The organism is Vibrio sagamiensis NBRC 104589 (assembly GCF_007990935.1).
In the GTDB taxonomy this organism is placed as follows: domain Bacteria; phylum Pseudomonadota; class Gammaproteobacteria; order Enterobacterales; family Vibrionaceae; genus Vibrio; species Vibrio sagamiensis.
In genome coordinates this window covers 1-22,926 of sequence record NZ_BJXJ01000016.1, presented here as the reverse complement: position 1 = coordinate 22,926, position 22,926 = coordinate 1, and the positions used below count along the sequence as shown (strand labels likewise).

At 38.0% G+C, this 22,926-nt stretch carries 11 protein-coding genes; 3 read left to right on the top strand and 8 right to left on the bottom strand.

Translation table 11 applies throughout. The features are described 5' to 3' along the window. The first annotated feature begins 37 nt into the window (after positions 1–37). The gene (gene torS / locus VSA01S_RS09450; protein ID WP_039980891.1) at positions 38–3,016 is read left to right on the top strand and encodes a TMAO reductase system sensor histidine kinase/response regulator TorS; all 2,979 of its coding nucleotides are present in this window, start codon (positions 38–40) and stop codon (positions 3,014–3,016) included. Between the two features lie 100 nt (positions 3,017–3,116). Here the strand turns inward: torS and VSA01S_RS09445 are convergent, their stop codons facing one another. From VSA01S_RS09445 to VSA01S_RS09435, 3 genes are all read right to left on the bottom strand, one after another. Beyond that, complete coding sequence (locus tag VSA01S_RS09445) at positions 3,117–3,308, bottom strand: hypothetical protein (protein WP_039980889.1); 192 nt, start codon at positions 3,306–3,308, stop codon at positions 3,117–3,119. Positions 3,309–3,431: 123 nt separating this feature from the next. After that, positions 3,432–5,051 (bottom strand): VRR-NUC domain-containing protein, encoded by a 1,620-nt coding sequence (locus tag VSA01S_RS09440; protein WP_039980887.1) that lies wholly within the window; start codon positions 5,049–5,051, stop codon positions 3,432–3,434. A 92-nt stretch (positions 5,052–5,143) separates the two neighbouring features. After that, entirely contained in the window at positions 5,144–6,376 is a 1,233-nt protein-coding gene (locus VSA01S_RS09435) for an L-lactate MFS transporter (RefSeq protein ID WP_039980885.1), read from the bottom strand. 551 nt (positions 6,377–6,927) lie between these two features. On the opposite strand from VSA01S_RS09435, the gene VSA01S_RS09430 reads away from it, so the two are divergent. Then, a complete protein-coding gene (locus VSA01S_RS09430; RefSeq protein WP_050567331.1) occupies positions 6,928–7,329 on the top strand; it encodes a hypothetical protein in 402 nt (133 codons plus the stop codon). A 116-nt stretch (positions 7,330–7,445) separates the two neighbouring features. Here VSA01S_RS09430 and VSA01S_RS09425 read toward each other — a convergent pair whose 3' ends face one another. From VSA01S_RS09425 to VSA01S_RS09405, 5 genes are all read right to left on the bottom strand, one after another. Beyond that, positions 7,446–9,809 (bottom strand): coiled-coil domain-containing protein, encoded by a 2,364-nt coding sequence (locus VSA01S_RS09425; protein WP_039980882.1) that lies wholly within the window; start codon positions 9,807–9,809, stop codon positions 7,446–7,448. A 69-nt stretch (positions 9,810–9,878) separates the two neighbouring features. Next, the gene (locus tag VSA01S_RS09420; protein WP_039980880.1) at positions 9,879–11,168 is read right to left on the bottom strand and encodes an alpha-xenorhabdolysin family binary toxin subunit A; all 1,290 of its coding nucleotides are present in this window, start codon (positions 11,166–11,168) and stop codon (positions 9,879–9,881) included. Between the two features lie 11 nt (positions 11,169–11,179). After that, positions 11,180–12,394, bottom strand: coding sequence for an alpha-xenorhabdolysin family binary toxin subunit A (locus tag VSA01S_RS09415; RefSeq protein WP_039980875.1), 1,215 nt, complete (start codon positions 12,392–12,394; stop codon positions 11,180–11,182). A gap of 416 nt (positions 12,395–12,810) precedes the next feature. Continuing rightward, a complete protein-coding gene (ylqF, locus tag VSA01S_RS09410) occupies positions 12,811–13,755 on the bottom strand; it encodes a ribosome biogenesis GTPase YlqF (RefSeq protein ID WP_039980873.1) in 945 nt (314 codons plus the stop codon). 249 nt (positions 13,756–14,004) lie between these two features. Next, the gene (locus VSA01S_RS09405; protein ID WP_039980871.1) at positions 14,005–14,988 is read right to left on the bottom strand and encodes a M23 family metallopeptidase; all 984 of its coding nucleotides are present in this window, start codon (positions 14,986–14,988) and stop codon (positions 14,005–14,007) included. Between the two features lie 250 nt (positions 14,989–15,238). On the opposite strand from VSA01S_RS09405, the gene VSA01S_RS09400 reads away from it, so the two are divergent. After that, positions 15,239–22,926: Ig-like domain-containing protein (locus VSA01S_RS09400; protein ID WP_244949865.1), on the top strand; the 7,688-nt coding region annotated here is incomplete at its 3' end.

Below are 22,926 nucleotides of genomic sequence, written 5' to 3'. Positions count from 1 at the left end.
ATATTGTCTTTAACACGAACATTCAGGTTAATTAAATATGTTATTAGCTACCGCAAACATTGGTCGTAAACTGTTATTGTCATATATGGCAATGGCGATGCTAGTGATGGTTTCTGCATTGATCGGTGTCTCTGGCTTTTCTTTGGTGGCAAAAACGGAAAAAAATGTCGTTGATTCAGCGATACCAGCAATGATGGAAGCTCGTCAAGTTTCAGAACTCAGTGCTCGGATTATTTCATCAGTACAAATGCTATCGAGTGCGAAAAATGAAAAAGAGCGACAAGATGCCGGGCATAACTTATTTGCTCAGCTTGAATTACTGTTGTCTCATATTGAAGAATTAGGCGATGAATCTTTCGATTTTGCCTTAGTTAAAACATTGGAAAAAAATGTCCAAAATATTATTAATAATTTGGCAGAGTTAGGGATTTCTGTAGAGCGAAAATTATGGTTGTCAAAGGAAAGGTCTGTTTTTATCAATGAGATGAGAGTCCTCGCTAAAGAATTGGAACAACTTACACGAACACAAGTTCAAAACACAGCGACAATTTCTGTTGCTAACGTGACACACATTTATGAATTATTGAATAAGAAGAATACTGAAGAAATATATCAAGCTTTGGATAATTTAGTTGAAGTAGATTTGGATTTAGCGGAGCGTTTACATGAACTGCATTTGCTTGCCTATAAAATACTTAATCAGATTGAAGAAGCAAATACTTTAAAAGATGAACAACAAATAAAAGCTGCTCAAAGTCAGTATGAGAAAAATCTAAAAATTATGGACAGACGAGTAATGGCAGTTGAAAACCCTACTCGTTCAGAACAAATGGCAGAAATACTATCAGAATTGAGTAAGCGACAGTTGGTTTACGCAATTTTAAAGCGTCAATTTGATAATGAAGAACATGCCAATAACTTGATGCAGCAAACGTTAACGCTATTTACAGAACTCAATAACACTGTAAATAAACTGGTTGATGACGCAAATAAAACGACATTAGTTGCAGCTGACGATCTGACAAATACTTTAAAATTTGCTCAATGGTCACTGACATTAATCTCCATCATCGGCTTAGTGATTGTATTTATAATCCTTTGGAAGGTAGTCTATGTTTCAGTCATTAAACGCTTAACAGAATATTCTGCGGCGTTACTGTCGGTTGCACGTGGTAACTTAGCTGTAGAGTTAGAGATCAAAGGAAACGATGAACTCGCACATATGGGGCGTGCCATTATTACAGCTCGAAATACGGCAAAAGCATTTAAAGTGGTTGCTGAGAGTGAAGCTAGAGCAAAACGTGAATTACAAGAGCATAAAGCTGCTTTGGAAGAGTTGATTGAACAGCGAACTTCAGAGCTCAAACTCGCTAACTACCGGCTAAATGAAGAAGTTCTCAATCATGCCAAAGCACGTAACGCTGCAGAACAAGCAAACCGTGCAAAATCGGCTTTTTTAGCAACAATTAGCCACGAAATCAGAACACCGATGAATGGAGTCCTGGGTACAGCGCGACTGTTAATTGATTCAGGCTTAAATTCCATTCAAGAAAGATATGCTGAAGTTATTAACCGTAGTGGCAAAAACTTACTTGCTATACTAAATGATGTTTTAGATTATTCAAAAATTGAAGCTGGCCACCTAGAAATCCGAAACTTAGGATTTGACCTCCACCAGATGATTGAAGACACTTATCAATTGATGAGCAGTAGAGCACAAGAAAAAAGCTTAATGTTCACTTACCACATTGAGGACAATGTTGGTCAATATTGGAAGGGTGATGTTATACGATTAAGTCAGGTCTTAAATAACTTGGTTGGTAACGCAATCAAATTTACTGAACAAGGGAAAATCAATATTCAAGTTCAGCTAAACCCCAAAAGTTGTTCAGAAGTACTTTTCGAAGTTATAGATACGGGTATTGGTATTGCTCATATCGAGCAGAAAAATTTATTTGACCCATTCACTCAAGCGGAGGGAGGGGCTAATCAGATGGGAGGGACTGGTCTAGGGTTAGCGATCAGTCGTCGCATAATACAAGCTATAGGAGGTGAGCTAAATCTTGAATCTGCTCGAGGAGTAGGCAGCCGTTTTTGGTTCTCTGTTCCACTTGAAGTGAGTGAGCCTATTGAAACCGGAACAACGACACATAGTAATGAATTTATTCGTGCTAAAGTTCTGCTTGTCGAGGATAACCCAGTCAACCGATTAGTTGCTGAAGGATTCTTACTTAGTTTAAATCACGAAGTAGTGATGGCTGAAAATGGTGCTCAAGCCGAAGATATCATAATGGCTGAAGCCTTTGATATTGCACTAGTGGACATTAACTTACCAGATTGCAATGGCTCAGACTTAATTCATCGTTTAAGGGATATTGACTTAAAGAGAAAAGGTGGAAGTACGTCTTCATCTATTCCTATGGTCGCTGTTTCGGCTCAAGTTTTTGCAGAAGAAGTAGAAAACTATTTGAATTCAGGTTTTGATGGTTACTTGCCAAAACCAGTAGAAAAGGAGGCGCTAGCATCATTGATTTTTAGTATGTTAGAGGGTAAACCTTTATTGTTACCTCAAGAGAAGCCTCCCGTAAACGAGGAGGGTAATACATGTGCATATCTTGTACCTACAACACTTGGAAGTGCGCTGGGAAAACCTGTTGGCAAGGAACAAATGAAGATGTTGATTAACCCTGAAGTCGTAAAAGCAGATATGCAAATATTGGGTCAGACAAAAATGCAGCACATTATTGAATTATTTGAAGAAAGTAGTGTTGAAACTCTAGATGAATTAGAGCATATGCTCGCCAAAAAACAACCAATTATAATTAAGGATTTAGCACATAAGCTTAAGGGGAGTGCAGGTAGCTTGGGGTTACAGGTGTTAATGGACTATTGCCAGTATATCGAAGCTGCTGATGAACCTTTGGCTGCCTATTTAGAAACAAAAAATGATCTGCGCGATCTTTTTAACCAATCGTTGCTTGAACTTAAAGCGTTATTGAAATCTACACCTAAGTGACTGAAAATATAGTTGCTACGCTAGCGAACTTATCTTGAGAGATGGGAAAGGCGCTGAAAGCTTTTGTGAATGGAACCTCCGACGCAAGGTCGGAGGTTTTTTATTTGGTCGTTTCTCTTTGCCACTCGAACTGAGTGTTGATGGCACAGGGAGCATCCTCAGATGGATGCTCAAGTTTGCCGTGTAAGTATTCGAGTTGGTGTTCTAAAAGATTGACCGTATCATAATCATTTTCAGAACAAGCAACAAAGAGTTGCTGTTCTAGAACTGAAATAGTGTCTCGGATACTCATGAGAACCCCCTCTTGATCATCATGATTCTCAACAGGAGTATAGAACCTCATGTGGAGTAATATAGAGCAGGTTTTGAGTTAATTGATAAATGTGATCTTTATCTCGTTTTGATAGGAAGGTGATTAAAACTCTTTCTGTGACACGTAACATACTGAAAATGGAAGGTTTAAATGGTTAAAAACACCTATCCAACGCAATTGGTTGTCTTGGAGTTTATCACCTGGGCCTTTGACTTCAATCCATTTAAATTTGCTTTCTTTAAAAGCAATTAGATCAGGCATACCATTACGATAAAGTCTTAAATCACTTAGCTGAATCTTAAAAAGTTTGATTAATGTATCACAGGGTATATGAGTTAATGCTAGACTAATCAGTTCTTTAGTGAGATATGACCATTGAACAAGCGGATTACTGATACCCTGCTTTAGAATAAAAATATTTAGTAAATGTTTTATTTGACCTTGATGAAGATCATTGAATGATTTTTCTATCATCGACTTTCGCTTAACAGTAAAGCTTTCGTGATAAAAATCAAGTGGGCGAGACTGGTAAGGATTAATGAATGCTCCTTCAACAGGAGAGTAAATTGCGTCCCAAATTGTTAAACCAAGTAAGCCATTTAAAAGTGTATTTTCAGTGTAAAAAACAGTCCAGCCTAAAGATTCATAATGATTTTTAACTGATAACTCAACACGTTGTTTTGATAAATCAAGCTCAATATGTTCAGAGTGATACGCGGGTTTACGGTAGTGAACTTTGGATAACCCTTGCTTTCGTCGTGCGCGTTGATCCAATTTTTTTGCTATCTCGAGCTCAGAGACATCAAGTGGATGATTGAGCATTTCACTGACCAAATGGGTAAAGTGCTCATTCTGATCTAACTTATCGTGAATGCGGGCTTGACGTTCTCGACTTGGAGGTAATGAGGTTTGGCGGAATAAACTTAATGCGGTATCAAAATAGCCCAATCGTTCATAATCACGAGCAATACGATTTATCAACTGTTCTCTTTTACGGTCTAAGTAATTGTGATTAATGGCTTCGGGCAGCGAGTTAATGAGTTGCTCAAGGTTAGAGACCTGTTTTCGGTTGCTCTGAAAATAAAGATCAGACAGTGAACCGAGTAGCATGAGTTGTTCTACTTGTTGCCTATCATCAAAAAATCGTAATGTTTTACTTAATGGATAGCTTTCAAATCTGTGTACGCCGATATCAGTTAAAACAAACTGACTAAGATCTTGTCGTGCATTAGCAAAAAATAGTGTTAGTAGAACCTCGATAATATGAGCTGAGTTCAACTTAATGATTGTAAAATCAAGAGTATCCAAGTGTTTAAAGGTTTGCTCACTAAGGCTCTCAATTAAGTTGTTTTTTTTGAGGGTCCTTGGTAGTTGAGGAAAAATGCGCAAGATTTCTGGTTTAGTTAATAACTGAGATGCAAGCTCACGATTTGATAGGTGAGGTGATAGTTCGATAAACTTCAAGTGTTCTAGCTCAAACAGACAAGCTTGAAGATCATCAATTTCATGATAATTAAACTTATCGCTCCGGAAAAAAGTCCCTTTTCTACTAAGTAGTCGAACTAAAAGGCATTGAGCATGGTGGGATAATTGATGAAAATGCGAAAACCATTGCTGTTCTTCAACGGTTAATAGGTCCTGATACCAAGTAGATGTGTGATGGAGCAATTTATAGAAGTTGCTTAGATAATAATCAGGAGCAAGTTCATTAATATTATTCATAGTCAGATAAAAAAGCTTAACTTATTATAATAGGTTAAGCTTTTTATTGCTCAAATCAATGTTTATCGCATAGATCTTAAAAATCTGTGGCTTTAAGCATTTTTGAGTTTTGTAATTTTAGCTTCTGATAATGGCTTAGTGATTAATGCGAGAATAATACACACTGCCATCATCGCTGCAGAGATAGTGTAAGCTAATGTATAGCCCTCACCATTTGCGACTGATAGTCCTACTACGGCAGCACCGATAGCACCACCGATACCCCATGACGTGTATAATACACCATAGTTAGTACCGTAGTTTTTAAGGCCATAAAACTCAGCAGTCAACGTAGGAAATACAGCTAGCAGAGTGCCGTAGCTAATTGCTGCAATGGCAGTACCGATGATCAATGTAAATTCAGTATCGAATGCTGAGAACAAAACCATATTGATGCCTTGGAGAATGAAAGCAAGTAATAGCGTTCGAACACCACCAATCTTGTCTGCTAGGATCCCAGCAGCAACTCGGCCTCCAGAATTAAAGATAGCAAGAATAGAAGCTAAGTAAACCGCATTTGGTAGACTCGCTTGAACCGTCGCAATTGTCGTAATGTTACCAATGATCATTAATCCAACAGACGCAGCTAATGCATACATAATCCACAAAGCGTAAAATTGTGGTGTTTTAAGCATATCTTTCCATAAAAGATCTTGGGTGTTTTTTAGTATTTTAGCCGTTTGCCCTTGCTTCAACTGTGGTTCAGTTGGTTTGAAGCCTGCTGGTGGATTGTTTATAGTTGCAGCTAACGGTACTGCGACAGCAAGAATTCCAATACCAAGTATAATAAAGCTAGTTTGGATGCCCATGCTATTGATTAATGCTGCTGTAAGAGGTGCCAAATAGATGGCCGCTAGTCCAAAGCCAGCTGCGATAATACCATTAACCATTCCTTTCTTAGAGGTATGAAACCACTTCATCGCTGATGGTGACAGACAGGCATAGCCAAAGCCAATACCAGCACCAGTGATAATGCCGAAAGTAATATTAAGCATCAATGGTGAATCAACAAATCCAGATGCAATCATACCTAATCCAGTTAGAGCGGTACCTAGTATTAGAATAAGACGTGGACCCATTCGATCTTGTAAAACCCCGGCGACCAATAAACAAATTGAAAAAGTAATGGTTGCGGTCGCATAAGGCGCAGATGCTTCTGCAGCACTCCAGCCAGATTCAGTTACTAAGGCTTTGTTGAAGACACTCCATGCATACAGGATGCCTAAACAAAGGTTGATACAGAACCCTGCCAACAGGATGCGCATCGCTTTATCAATCTTGTTCATGTTTAATCTCAGTTATATCTCTTGCTGATAAGCTAGAGGTGTTAAAAAGAGGGGTGGTAAAAATAAGTTTTCACAAATGAGTTCAAACCTAGATTGGCGCGGATTATAACCAATAAGCTGCCGAATGGAATCCTTTTATTAAACTTTAAAACAAAAATAATCTGATTTAATGAATTTTTGTAAATTATTTGTTGCCTATGTTTTTGTTTTGTTTTTTATTTTATTGGCAGTCATATTAAGTATTTTAGTGATTATTTATAAATAAGACATTTAGTGAGCTTTAGGGCGTTAATGAAACAAAATGTTTCAATTTTTTTGTTAACAAAATGTATAACATTAAATTATAAACAAGCTCCTAGTACACTTTTTTAGTTAAAAATATCTTTTTTTGTAAGCAGATGTGGTTGTTTTGTTTGTCTAATGTTAATTTTATTTTTTTTAAAGAGAATGATGAAAAAATAAACTTGAATTTATGAATTATATCCGTCACATTATGTGGAAATTGAGTTTTCAATATTGAAAGGGTGCTTTCAACTTTATCAGAGGTAATAATGAAATTAATTTTGATCGTATTGTCTTCTATCTTGGCTGGCGTTCTATCAGCTGGACACTTTCACTCTTTTTTATTTGGTTTTACGGTAGCTGTTTTAGCTGTAGGAAGTTGTTACTGGTTTACATTCCGTAGCTCTCTATTCCCTGAATTGGCCTTGTTTTTGTTGATTTGTGGTATGTTATCAAAGTTAGCGATCACTATTTCAGGTGTAGCATATGGCCTATCTCAGCAAATAATTACCTCTCCTATGGTGTTTGCTTTGTCTTACTTGTTTTTCTCAATTACAGTCACTTATTTGTGGTTCAGCTATAGGGAAAATAAAGAATCGATGAAAGAGGCAAGGACAGGAATTGCTCAACAAGCGACTTTAGGAAATGATTTAAGAACCCAAATAGCCTAGTGCAGTTAGTTGTCTATTTTGGATACATGAATATATACAATAATGAATTGAAGCCGCTTTTAAAATTGAAAATAAAATCGCCAGCTTGAGCTGGCGGTTGTTCAATTGAATCAGACCTAAGGTAGGTCTTTTCTCCAAGGTGTGGTAATGCTACTTCCTTGTAGAGAGATCTTAATATTTTCAAGCTTACTTAAATCAATCGTCTCATAATTTTTCAGTTTAATGGTCCAATTCGACATTAAACTAGGCTTAAATGTATAACTCTTAAACTCTTCTTCTAAGTTTCCATCCTGATTAATATTATGAATGTCTCCCTCTTTTTCGTATGAGAAGAACTTGTTAATTAATGTGCCATTGAAGACAAATTCATTACCTTTATAGATATCAGTAAACTGTCCGGTGTGTGAAATTTGAAATTTGTAAAGCGTATCTGGCAAATCAGAGCCAATAAGCTCAACACCAAAAGTTTCTAGGCGGATTCTGTTTTCACCCTCAAAAAAACCAGTACCAAAGTTTGTATAGTTATCAGGGCTAATATTAATTGAAAATTGCCCAGTTTCTCTAAGGCTCTTTATAGCATCAGCGTCATTTAAATCGAAACTATTTCTGAATACTTGAGCATATTCTGACAAACTAGACATGTAGTCGTCAAATTGCTGTTGCATTAATACACGGTCTTTACTGTACTCCAGATAAGTGGCATTTAGTTTAGGTGTAACGTTACTATCTTTAAAGGTCGTGTATTTGTATGCTGCATTATAATTTAGTTGTGCCGTGTATAGTGGCCTTTTAAAAAAGTTATAGCTTCTTAATAGGTACTTTTCTACGTCAAGCATCGCTTCTTGATCAGTCCCTATCTTGTCGATTAGCGCTTCAATACGGGTGATATCTTCCATAATTGCTTTCTTTTGAAATTCGAGTTCAACTACGTTAGACGTCATTTGAATCAAAGCAAGTTGAGTACCAGTAATAGCGGAGCCCCAAGTTATCAATTTATCTAATGCTGCGTGATATTGTTTCGAGCCTGGTACTGGTAAAGCTTCTGCAATGGACAACTTAGTATTGATGTCTTGTTGTGTTAACGTCCAAGTAAGTGAAGAAGATTCAAGTTCAGGAATAGCTAGGTTGATTGACTTCATTTGCTCACGTAGATCAGCATTGTACATTTGTTCTCTAATCATGGTGATAATTGAGTTGAGCGTATCAACTAATTTTTTAACACTGGCGATATTGTCTGAGAGCTTTTTAAGGTTTTTAACGATAGATGCGGTTTCTCCAAGTTCATCAGCCATGTCTGACGCTGATTCAGCAATTTCTCCAACATTACCGGTATAAGCTCCAATAATCCCACTACCAATGTCTGCAATGATTGATAAACAGTTAAAAGCAGCATTAATGGTTTCATGAACCATATATGCAATCAGGCCATCGTGGAATTCACTTGCTTTTTCATCGACAGATACTTTTTGTTTTTCAAATTCGATTGATCTGTCATCGACTACTTTATTGTATGCATCGATTTTTTTATTTTGGTTATCGATGATGTTTTGCTGGGCATTTAGAGCACTGTTTAAATGATCTAACATGAGCTGAGCGGACTCTTTCCTTTCAGCTAAGGCTGTATTTCTATCTTCAAATTTATCAAGTTCACTTTGATAGGCTTCCATTGAAGATAATATGGTGTTGTATGCTTCAGAGTAAACATCCATGTCTAAGTTTGGTAAATAATTACCAGCTTTCTGACTAGATTTTACAAATATCTCCATCGATTTAAATGAAGTGTATAAGTTAGCAAAATCAGTGTTAGTGTTAACAATTTCATTGGTTTGCCCTAATGTTTCAGAGTTCCAACCTAATACAGAAGCGCTTAATGAAGGTGATTGATCAAAAATGGCTGAACCAGCATCAAAGCTCTGATCAAAAAAGATGGTTTTATTATCAGTTATTTCTTCGATAAAGTCAGTAGCATTTAACGAGTCATTCTGTGACACCATTGCAGGGGAGTCTGAAAATTTTACATATTCAAAGTTTCGGCCTGCGTCACTTGATACAATATTAAACCCGTTCATATCATTAACTGATACGTGCGTTTTTATTTCATTAGCAAGAATTTTTACAATAGATATACTTTCATCAGAAACATTAATGTTTATTGAATTATCTCCAACGATGGTCCTTGCCATCAAAAATATACTCTTACCAGATATATTAGCAAGTAATGGGTTGTTAATATTTATAGTGTCGGCAAAAATATTAACTGTCCGGTAGTCATCAGAGTTAATAATTTCATATATATCATTTGTATCTAAGTATAAACCTCTAATCGTTGCAGAATTATGGGTGGTTGATATTTCTTTTTCTTTGTATGAACTAGGATAATATTTACTTTCTTCAATGTTATAATAATCTGTCCATGGAGATGCACTGGCAAAGCCACAACTGAAAAGCATATAGCATAATAAGGTATTTTTCTTAAACATGTGGTACTCTATATGAAAGAAGGAGGAGTTAATCCTCCTTAAATTAATAACAATTATCTGGTGACACGATTATTTAATTTTGAAAGCGGTTTCTTCAGTTATCCATGCATTCGCAACCCACTTTTCGGCTAGTCCACCAATGTCTCTCCATGCATCTTGTAATGCTTCAACTTCTCGAGCTGTTTTCATTGCGGCTATCCATGCATTGGATTTATCCAAACAGTTTTCTGAATCTATTCCATCAATAATTGGAATAACATCATCTAGTTGAATTGAGATAAGTTCCCATCCACCACGAAGTTTCTCTAACGACCTTAAAGCATCAGTCATTTTTTCTGAGATGTTATCTATGTTAGATGTTGCTAACTTCCAGGATTGATATACGGCGTGTGTATGATCTAGTTCTTTATTTGCTTCTTCTAGCTCTGCTTTTTTCGCATCAAGTTTTGCTTTTAATTGAAGAGCTTCATTGGTACCTGCCGCTGCTGTGGATATTGCTGCAATGGTTCCCCAAGGCCAAACCCAAGCGTAAGTTGGTGTTGTTGCGGATATTTTCACCCAGCGAATATATTCTTCGTTTAATTGATCCTTTTCAACAATTAATCGTTTAATCTTCTCTTGTAAAGCTGAACCGTCATCAGCAAGAATCTCTTTATTACTTTCTTCTATTGTTTGTAAAGATGCTCTCTGAGTTGAAAGGAGATTTATAAAATCAGTGAGTTTTTCTTCTAGGAAAGCTGAATTTTCTTGAAGTTCCAAAGTATCTTTACGCATATCAGATAAGACATCTTTTATTAGATACTTATAATCTTCAAAGTCAGAATAATCACCAGTAATCTTTCCTTCTTCAGCTGCTTCTACCAGTTTTTCAGTGTACTGTACTAGAAAGCTAGAGGTATCCACTACATCGTCTGAATATGTTATTAATTGACCAGCGAGTCCAACCATTTGATCTCGATAGCCATTATGGTCTTGCCATGCAGCGGCACTATCATGTATTTGTTGATAGCTAGCTAAAAGTTGAGTATAAACACCATCAAAACTCTGGTTGTCAGACATTTTGAATTGTAGCCTCATCATATCTTCTGTGATTGGCAAACTGCTTGCTGTACTAGCAAATAGCTGAATCATGTACCATTCGTCAGATGTGAGCACGAAAGATCCATCTTCATTTTTAAAGACAGACGGGTTACCAAGAATAAATCGGCCTTCATCTTCTTGTGTATGCGAATAAGATCCATAAGTGTTATTTTGATTAAAATAATCATTTTTAATTGTTGGTTGCGTCATTGCTATTGCATTAGCTTGGAGGCCTAGAGCGACCAATAAACATAAAGCTTTTGGTTTATTAAATTTCATAAATATCTCCATTAATGGTATGTTTCAATTGTTATACTCTCAATAAATTGGTCACACTTTTGGCTAAGCGCTAACCAATTTTTTTCTAATTTTTCTGCTGTGAATTTAGCTAAAATAGCGGCAATGATATTGTCTTTGCCTAAATTGCTATCAAGGTCTTCAATGGATTTGATCACGCTTGATAAAGAAGTTTCAAAAAGCTGCCATTGACCAATTAAAAGACCAAGACTGTTTGTAGCTGGCCCTATTAATTCATGTGTTGAGTGGATACTCTGCCTTGCTAATTTCCATGAACGGAAAATTTTTTTTCCATGGTCAAGTGAGGTTTCAAGTGCATGTAGTTCATGAAGCTTTTCTTCTCGTTGTCGATTAACTTCAGCTGCTTGTGCGCCATAAACACCTGCGATAGCAGGAGCAATAAACCAACCCCAGAAGGGAACCCAAGCATAGGTAGGAGTTGTTGCTGCGATTGTCACTAACCTAGCGTATTCTTTATTTAATTGATCAATTTCTACTCTTAATTGTTCAATATGTTCTTTAATTGAATCACCATCATATCGACCAATCAAATCGTCATATTGGTGCTCCAAGGTATCTAATTCGATATTCTTCCGAGCAAGATGATTCTGAAAAGTAATCATTTCACCTCGAAGTTGATCTGCTTCTTCAGCACGAGGTATTGCAAAATCGAGTAATTGATTTAGAAGAAGCAATAACGGAGTTTTGTTATTTTCAAATAAAATCGAGTTATTAATCTCGGCTGCATATTTAAGCTCTTCTATGTACATATATATTACTTGCATAATTTGGCTTGAATAGCTGCACCAACCAGACATCGCATCAACGCTAGTAATAAGTTTAGGAAAGGTTACATTGTTCCAACTTTCAGCATCACCTTTAAGGTCTGTGTAACAATCCATTAGCCAGCGAAATCCCTCAATATCGATATCTGTTGGAATTTGGAACTCTTGCTGGAATTCAAATGCTGTGGTTGGCAGGGATAACGCATGCGCAATATAGGCTTGTATCTGAAGCCATTGATGATCTGTTAAAACAAAAGTGCCATCACTATCTGTGAAAACATTCTCTCCAGCAAATGCATCTAAGTCATAGTTACCTAACTTTAAAGCAATTTCATCAGGTATTACTTTAGATATGGCATTTAATGAAGGTAGAGCTGCAACATACAATGCAGTCACCGTTTTTAATACATTTCTTCTATCCATTTTAACCCTTGTAAACAAATATTATCTTTATCTATATAAGCAAAAATAAATGCATTAATATGAGATATTACGATGATGTGTTTATATTTGTTTATAAATTACACCTAAATCTTACCGGGTTGAAATAAATTGATATAAATGGTTTTGAGTATTAAAAAACAAGCACTTACGTTATTTTTTTGTTTTTTTTGCTTATTATATTCATTTATTTACAAAGTTATGCTTGGTAATTTAATAGGTTTTTAATGCTGATAACAAATTATGTAAATAAATCTGATAAAAGGTGATTTTTAATAAAGAATGAAACGTAGAGGGTAAGTAGGTGAGAGAGTGGAATAAATAGATTAAAAAAGACACTCAAGTTTTTCGATACTTGGGTGTCTTGAAAGGGATAAAGGATAAAAAGTTAAAAATTATTAACGTTTATTACGTAAATATCGTTTACGTCGTTCTTCTTTACGTTTTGCTTTTTCTTCTTCCTTGCGTGTGGTCTCTTGTTCTACTTCAATTAACTCTTGTGTGATCATTTCTGGTAGTTCTAAGGTGACTTGACCAAGGGTTCCTTGACGAAGTTCATGGAGAAGAATCTCAGAAACTTTGTGTAAGTCAACACGACCACCTGCTCTCAATGCCCCGCGTCGACGACCGATTTCTTCCATGATCTCGATATCAGATTCAGGGAGTTCATCTATTTGATAACGGTGTTTAAGTGTCTCAGGGTAATGCTTTGCCAAATACTCAACAGTATAGAAAGCGACTTCTTCGTATTCCATCGCTGTATCTTTTACTGCCCCTGTCGCGGCAAGGCGAAAACCACTGTGAGGATTTTCCACTTTTGGCCATAATATGCCTGGAGTATCTGATAAAACAATACCATTTTGGAGATTGATTCTTTGTTGACGACGGGTTACAGCTGGTTGGTTGCCTGTAACAGCAATCGTTCGGCCTGCTAGTGTATTGATAATGGTTGATTTTCCGACGTTAGGTATACCCATGATCATTGTGCGGATGTTTTTACCTATTTCTTCACGATGAGGAGCCAGCTTGCGACAAAGCTCCATAATTTTATTGACTTCGTTGATCTCAGAAGTAGTAATTGCCATCGCTTTGACATTTTGCTCTTGTTCAAAATGCTCTATCCATACTTGAGTGAGGACTGGATCAGCTAGATCTCGCTTATTGAGAACCTTAACGACGGGTTTATTTCCGCGCAAAGAAGAAATCATTGGGTTTTCACTACTAAAAGGAATACGAGCGTCAAGCACCTCGATGATGACGTCAATTTGAGGGAGAGCTTCCTCAATTTCTTTACGTGCTTTGTGCATGTGGCCAGGAAACCACTGAATGGAGTTATTAACCATTTTAAAATCGCCTTATTGTTTCATGGTTACGCTGTAACAAGAATCAATGCATTGATGTGTACAATACGTGTTGCCCGATTCGTATCAGACAAGGGTATTGGTAGTGATGCGTCGAAAACAGCAAATATTAAGAAGATTTTAACACTTATTTCAGTCAAGCAGGAATTTAAGAGAGAACGCTCGATAAAATTATCAACGGAAAAGTTGCAGCTTTGATTTTGAAAGTAATAGAAAAGTATTTATGCTCGGTTATCTCGGCTCACTTTCCATTTTGATAGCTGCAGTCAGCTCTTGACGCTCAAGCTTGGCTTCTCGCTCTGCTTTATGGTTGATCGGTGGTTGTGGATGAGTCTGCATAAAACGTTCATAGTCCGTTGCTCTTCCATTATCAATTAACTCGAGATGTAAATGTGGCCCTGTGGTTCGGCCGCTGTTACCTGAATGAGCAATCACTTCCCCTTGTTCGACCCGATCGCCTACATCAACAAAGCGTAATGATAAATGTAAATAGCGCGAAACCATTCCGTTTAAATGTTGTACATTAATGTAATCACCTGCAAAACGGTTATAACGTGATTTTATCACAACACCATCGGCAATGCTGTGAATTGGAGTTCCAATCGGTACCGCATAATCGGTACCAAGGTGCGGTGTGATCATTCTTGTCACAGGATGTTTTCTGCGCATGTTAAATCCAGAAGAAACTCGATAGCTTTCATCTACTGGCATAATGAAATAAGGTTGTGGGTAAATATCTTGTTGAGAAATATTGTCACTACTTTCTTTTCCATTATCTTTAATGAAATATTCATTATTACTGTCAAAATAGTAAAAAGAACTGATATATTTTTCATTATAACGGTCAGTTTTTAGTTTTATTGCGAACTGAGCACCATTTGATACTGATTGAATAATATCAAAGTCCTTTTCAATTAAAGATAATAGAGATTTTATGTGAGCTTGAGATAAACCTGCATCAATTAATGAAGGAACAAAAGAATAGCGAATGGAACCTGTAATAATCTTAGTTCGTTGAAAGTATTTATCATAAACGGCCTCCATATGAAATGGCACAATGGCAGGAGGTTTGGCCTCAAGCGTGATGGTTTTTTTTTCGCTTTCAGGAGCCGTCACGAGGGCAATCAAAGCGGCATTGGTGGCCATGACCAATGCGATAGCCGCAATCGGTTGTGAAATACTTTGATGATGTTGCCTGAGTAATAAACCAGTCATGATATAAACAAACTTAGATAAAGAATGGAGTCAAAGTATAATATTTTAAAGAAAATGTTACACGCCAGATAAGCAAATTCCTGTCTTTTAACTAAATAAATGATAATACAATTTGATATAAACCGAAATTTGTCTGTTCCAATGACGGAAAGTATAGTTATTTCGGCACTTTAATTGGGTTTTTTACCATATTGAGAAAAAATAAAACAAGAATATAATCGCGGGAAAATTCCTATAGTTGTAATGCAGTATGGCCACTAAAAATACATTTAAAACAACACTCAGCCTTATTTCTTTTTCACTGATTGTTTCCTCTTGTGGAGGAGGAGGAGGTGGTGGTGGCAATAGTAATACACCGCCAGAACGCGCAAAAGGAACTCTATCGGGTGTGGTTTTTGATGCGCCAGTTGGTGGGGCGATCGTATCTGCTTGGGAATATGAAAATGGACGACTTGGTCGATTATTGGATGAAGTGAAAAGTGGTGTTGATGGTCGCTATACCTTGAAACTGCAAACGTCATCAAAACCAGTTTACATTGAAGCTAAAGGGGGAGCGTATCTTGACCCTTACACTGACAAGCAAATCAATGAAAGCAACGGTCAAAAGCTGCACCTTCGAGCTGTCTTAAATTATCGTGAGGGGGATAATACCACTCAGATGATCACCCCACTGACCAACATGTTAACTGGTTTGGCGGAATTTAAGATCCATAATCAAGGTGACGATGTGTCGGATGCTATCAGTGATACCTCTGCAACGTTAGAACAACTATATAGCTTTGATGTCAATCTCGTTGAGCCCATTGACATTGTGAATTCTGGCCAAAGTTCGATGCCAACAAGTGGTCATAAATACGGTGCATTATTGACGGCGTATTCTTCATTTTCTTATGATCTGATGGATCCAAATAACGAAGATGATCCATTACTTTACACTTCCATGCACCTCGCTGATATCCAATATCGAGATATACGTGCTGATGGCAAGCTTGATGGGCGTGAAAAAGACGTGATAACAGGTGGTTCAGCTGTTATGTCGTTTGGTAAAAAAAGTGTTGGATCAGAGCTCTATACTCATGACTTAGCAAAGTCTCTCCTTAATGTTGTTAATGATACTAAGATAAATCACTCTTCAACAGCAGGGAAAGACTATGTTGATTTCGCCAACCATATCAGTGGCTTGGGTTCAAACTCCAGTGCGAACTCTGGTGGTGGCGTTATTCCTCCTCGTGATGAGACACCAATAGATAATGTTAAACCAACAGTCAGTAGAGAAAAGCCAGGTGAAATACTGCAAGGTGAGAATGGCCAAATTCGTTTAACACTCAGTGATGATGTCGGCATCCAAGACGTGAGTGTCTCTTTGGATTATGGTACTGGGACCTTCCTTTGCGTTGCTCAGGGTGAGACCATACTAGACAGTTTTTGTTCTATTAACAGAGGCGTATTTACCGCAGGTCAACGTGAAACCCAAGTCGACGTTATCATTGATACAGTTAAAGTTGATCAAGAGCAAGCAACCGATGCGTTAGATCAAGCGAAGTTGATTGTCACGCCATATGAAGTTGAGCCTTATGTCGGTAAACCAGAAGATGAAACCACCGAAATTCGTTTTCAGTGGGATAACCAATATCCTGTCATTAACTTTAAGGGTGGGGATGTTGGTGCGGTAAAGTGCGACTCATTTAATAACGATGAATGCCAATATGCAGAAAAATATGAACTCCAAGGTACAGTGAGTGATGCAGAACTTACTGGTAAAGTACAGGTTGGTAAGAAAGGTGAGGAACTTTTCACAATAGATTGTAAATCTCAGGGTGAAAATACTTGTGCTTTTTATTACGAAGTTGGCATCGATAAAAATTTGAATAAAACCTTACTTGAAATTCGTGCCAGTGATAAACGTGGCAATGAAACGGTTAAGGATTTTCCAATTTTTAGGGATACTAAGCAGCCCATATTGAGTGAGATCATCTTTCCTGAGGGAGATATGAACTTTATTTATGATGGTGATAGCGGTCGTGTTCAAAGTAAAGAAAAATACACTGATAAGACCTACCCAGATACAGAAGAAGCGGCTGGAGAGGCAAAGTTCTATTTGGATATCAACCGCTCGATTGCTAAAAACGGCATTGCTGTAGACAATTTTGACCCTGCATATCTTGATAACAACTCAATCCCTTATATCTCGATCAAAGCGTCGGACTTTTTTGAGCAAGATCCTACCAGTGGTATCGCAATCAGTACGCCGTCTGAGGAACTGAAAGTAGAGGTGGTTTGCTCTAAAAAAAGAGGTGAACAATGGATCCCCTATCAAGCCAGACAAGAGCAACTTCCGCGAATTGCCCCTAGTAATCCGGGAGATGATATTACCTACTACTTACCGTACACCAGACAAACCTGTGGTCAAATACTGATTAACCAAAGTAATGATCAGGACTTATTTAAAATCGATGTAAGGGTTGTCGATAATGCGGGGCGTAAAAGTCAAACAGAGAGCGCCTATTTTAAAAAGACGTTTAATCTACCAAGAATCAAAATCCATACGCCATTTATTGAAGCGCAGGTGAGAGCGGAAGTTTTAAATCCTGAAAGTGGTAATTTTGAATCATTAGGGGTATGTACCACTCGTACTGATGAAGGTGATGAATATCATGATCGAGCGTCGTGTGAAATTGAAGCCGAGATAAATGAAAACAGCCGCATTCGAGTCAAATTGTTAGGGCAGGCCAGTTTTTATAACTGGTGTAATAATAACTGTTCAGAATCGAATAAAACCACCGTTACGCTGACGGAGAAGAATAATCCAACACCATATTTAGGTGCGTATTACAAGGTAGAAAAATCAGGTGAGTCACTTGACCTCCACCTAACAGAATTGTCAGCTTATCAAATGGGCCTATTTGAGTTTTTATGGAACAAGGCTGATGACAAATCCATAGCGAGCTTTGATACCATTCTTGATCAGGTAGAGACGGCGTTATCGGGTTCTAGTCTTGGTTCAAATGATGATAAGCCTTTCTTCGGATTCGACCCAACCATTACCAGCTATGCTTTTGGTGACATGCTAAAAGAGATTACCGATCAACAAGCCGCGAGCAACGAATTCATTCATCGCTTTTTAGCTGAAGCATTGAATAAGATCCCTGAAGATAACCCTCAAAATGGATCAGATTGGGCCAGAGCAATTTTCAATGATCTTAAAGCCGATGGTAAAGCAGACGGTAAAGGATCCCAAGGTCAGGATATCTTCGTCAATGGCAACCAATTGACCGAGGAAACATATCGCAAAGACTTAGCACAGGCGTATTTTAATGTAGCCACGGATACATATGGTGTTACTAAACATATTGCTCAGGACTATGCAGACGATATCTTTAACGCCAACCCAAAGTTAGGCGATGAGACGATTTTAGGGCCAATATGCGATTCGACGCTTTTAGGACAAAAATGCGAAACAAGCATTGATAAGATGCCCCCGAGTGTATCTCTTGAATTCAGTGAAGAAAGCCGCACCATAGAGGTTAGTAAAAAGAGATACGTTGCGGGGAGCATATCAGCAAACATTACCGTTGAAGATGAGTCTAAAATAGTCAACGGACCACAGTTCAGCTCTAAGTGGTATAAAAAAGACGAAGGCGGGTATGTTGATGGGGGGGAGAATTTACTTAAAATTGATGGCGTTAACCCAGATGATGCTTATAAAAAACAGTATAACTTTAACTTACAAACGGTAGCAAATGAGCTCAAAGATATCGCTAAGTTTGAACTCATTACTCAAGTATCGGACGACAAAGGCAACGATTATGCTGAGGGTAAGGAGCATATCAATACCGTATATGTCGATAATGATTTTCCTGTGGTCGAGTATGTTCCACCAATGGTTAATGGCGTTCAAGTTAGTCAAGACGATTTCTTAAGTACTCATGGAGGTATTACGCACGATCTTAAATTTACGTTTGACGATCTCGTCGGTGACGATATTGATTCTCGCCAAATTCAGTTTTCTAAAGACGGTTCCACCACACAAACTATTAGCCCACAGGGTAATCAGGATGAATCTTTCAAGATTAAACTATGCTCTGTCAACGAGGAGTCATGTGGAGAAAATGACGTTCAACTTGATGATGGCATTTGGAACGTAAAGGTTGCAGCTAAAGATAATTTAGGCAACGAGCGTACATTGGGTGATACTAACGCGACCACTTTTCATATCAAGGTTGACTCAACGCCTCCAGAAGTGAAAAGTAACGTTAGTGAGGAGTCTACACCGCCAGTTTTAAGTGGCAATGCTGAATGGCAACCAATAATAGATTGGGGTTCACTTAGCTCACGTGCTTCTGTAGATATTAGTCTCAAAAAACAAAGTTCGGGTAGCGATGTCAAATTGGCCCCATGTCTAGATGATTCAAAGAAAGAAGGTGATTCACAAACTCCCTGTATAATCATTCCTCAAGAAGGCAGTTCTGAACCTGTTAAAGTCCAGTTATTTGCTGATTACTTTCGTCAAGATAAAGATAATCCTGATATTGCCACTTTCACAGTTAAAGCTAGCGACAATGCCAAGCCATCAAACGAAGGTAGCGGTGAGTTTAAATACAGCATTGATAATCAAGGACCAGTGGTTACATACGCAGATGCTTGGGTGGTCGATAATGTTTCTAAAGAGACCGGTGAATTAGTCGGCCCGAACTTCACAGTTAAATTAGCTTCTGTGGAAGATATTTCCAAAGTGAGCAATGTAGAAATTTGGCAGGTTGAAAGCAGTGAAGCGATACGCTCAATTAAACCTCAAAACCCTTCTCAGCCTATCGATATTGAGATCAATAGTGAACAAAGTGCAAAAATTACGATCGATGATAACAATAGAGCCTATCTATTTGTTAAAGCGATAGATGAATATGGCTTTTCTTCAGATACAGATGCAAAAACCATCATCTTAGATCGCGAGGGGCCAAGTTTAACTCTGAATAAATTTAATGGTAACAACTACTATCGCGGTAATTATGTCTTTACTCTTTCCGCTGAAGACTTGAATAAAACAGGTGTGCAATCTACTGAAGGAGTAAACAAAGATAGCCTGAAATTCGAGAGTTTTATCGACACAGCTTCCGGCTCCTACACTAAAGTAGAAGAGGATATGCAGGTTAACTTAGGCGGACAAGATGACGGTGATAGCTCCACTAGAACTATAATATTGAAGGGTGCTGATGTTCGTGGAAATACCACGAAAATAGACTATAAAATTAAGGTTCAAAATAAGCTGCCTACCATAAACAATGTGTCGTTTTCTTATGAAAGTGGTGGAGCGATAGACGAAGGATTCATTACACGTGATAATGATCCGGTGATCATTACCATCGATGCTGAGGACCCAAGTGGCATTTCTGGAGTAACAGCTACTTATACGTACGGTGAGTTATCAAACAGTAACAATATAAAGTTTGATGTGGATAAGTTTGGAAAATGGAAAGGCAAGCTAGGAGTTACCGAAATTTCTAACGACGGTACTTACAAGTTAAATTTCTTGGTGTCCAACAATGTTAAAGTCAACGAATCTAAAGATAAACTTGTAGAGACAGCATCCAGGATACTTAATGTTCAAAGGCAAGGGGTTTCACTGGAGATCGCTAAGCCTGACCCTTTCCAATCTCATATTTCCGGTAAAACGTTGAATGTAGAGTTCAAACCTGTTGGTGAGGTTAAGGCTCAGACGCTCGAGTGTTGGGTGAGAGAAAACTACACCTCGGATGGAGCGCCGGATGATGGACCAGACTACGCTTATTCTGGTGAAATCAATAATCCGCAAGAAAACTACAAGTGTAGCGTAACGACGGATAGAAATATGTCGATATCGCCTGTCGTTTTAATCACCAGAACTGTTGGTAAAAACAATAAAGAGACGGTCAAGAAATTTAGCTTTAGCATGATGGATATTGATGCGCCAACCGTTGAGTCGGGGAGTACTTACCAGCTTGGCTCCGGATCTATTTTTTACGGCGAGGATGGAGAGAAAATGTTGAGAATCACTCTGAGCTTTAAAGATAGTCTATCCGGAGTGAACATTGAGTCAACAAAGCCTGTGCTAGAGAGAAATAAAGGAGGTATAAAGTTTCAACCAGACAGTTGTGGTATTGGAGCAGAGGGTATTACCGAGTGTACCTATACTGGGCTCTACTCAACAATTATTGACGCATTATCATCGAAACATCTCTATACGATTAGAAACCTTGCAGATACAGCAGGTAATGTTGCACCAGATTATGCGTTAGAGTTGTTGAAGCCATCGTTTAATGTTGGTATCGAAATCACCAGTCCAAAGAAAGATAGCCCTATCCGAGGTTCAGAACTTTCAATGAATTTCAAAGTGAAAGTTGATGAAAACTCAAGTCTAGAAAATCTCATTGCAAACGTAAATGGGCAATCATATAGCTGGAAGGACAATGAAGGAATTTTTTCACAATTAAAAGTCTGCGAAGATGACAACTCATTCTCATGCGCAACATTTAAGACTGAGCTCAGTGACGGTTTAGATGGTCAGCAGGTCAAATTATCAATTAAAGCGATTGATATATGGAATAATTCAGGTGAATCCAAAGTTGACGTAATTGTCGATAATAGCAAGCCAATTATTGGAAGTGATATTACAGTCAGTGAATCGCCTACAGACCCAAGCAAGGTGAGATTCCTGTTTTCTATTAGAGACGAAGGAAGTGGCCTCGCTAAGGTAAAATACACGAAATACAACCCAATTGAGATCATTGAAAAACCATATAAAGAAGATGGTTCTCATCTATATTTCGAGCTAACAAAAGCCGAGTTGGAAGGGTTGAGTAACCTTCAAGTTAACATCCAAGCTACGGACAAAGTCGGTTGGAGTGAAAGCCAGACACTCGATATAGATCTGACTGCGCCGACTATTACTCTCTCGTTTGCTGATATATCTAGCTTGCAGGAAGGCAAGCTAGCTTTCACCAATGAAAGACAATCATTCACGATTAGTTCTGAAGAGGGGGGGCATGTCAAGGCAAAGCATTATTCCATTGATATGATCCCAACATCCGGAGATACGCTTAACTTCAGCGGTAATATCACGTCATCAACCCCGAATACTGGTATGACTAATGGTACCATGTATTTTGCAATTGATGACCAAGCTAAATACAGATACAAATTGACAGTCACTGATTCAATGGGACGTGCTATTACAAACTTTACGCTTTTTAATAATACTTATAATGCCGAAAGTATCGAATCTGTTGTTGATTATGAAGACCCTGAAGTGTCGATTGTCGATACCACGCAGGATGACAAAGCGACAGATGATGGCAAATATCAGTTGGATGTAACTGCTCAGGTAACAGATAAAAACTTGGCATCTGTTACATCAACGGTTTTCAACGATTTGGGCTTACAAGTAAGTCAAAAATCAATTATAGAGCCCAATCCCGATGACTCTTATACTTTTAGCCACTCATTAGAGCCAGGCAACTATAAGATAAAAGTAACGGCGACAGATTTAGTCGGCAAAACAGGTGAGTCTCGAGAGACAGACGTAGAAGTCGTAGCATCAAAAGTCCCTACGTTAGAAATTAAGATACCGACAAATGCGAATGAGCCTCTAGCTGGTGGTGTCGAAGTCCCGCTTACGTTTACTTTTAGTGAAAAAGTCACAGAATTCGATATTTCAGACGTAAAGTTAGATGAGAATAATGGCGGTGAGCTAAAACCTTTATCTTGGAGTACCACTGACAACGTAACTTGGACAGTTACATATGTAACACCAAGAGATGAAAATAAAAAAGTAACCATATCGGTTGAAGATAACACTTACAAGAGTGCCAATAATATAAATGGTAAAGGAGATAGCCTTCAACTGGACGTTGATGGGGTGTTGCCAACGTTAGATGCAGGCGAGACCAAAGTGTTGCCAGCGGA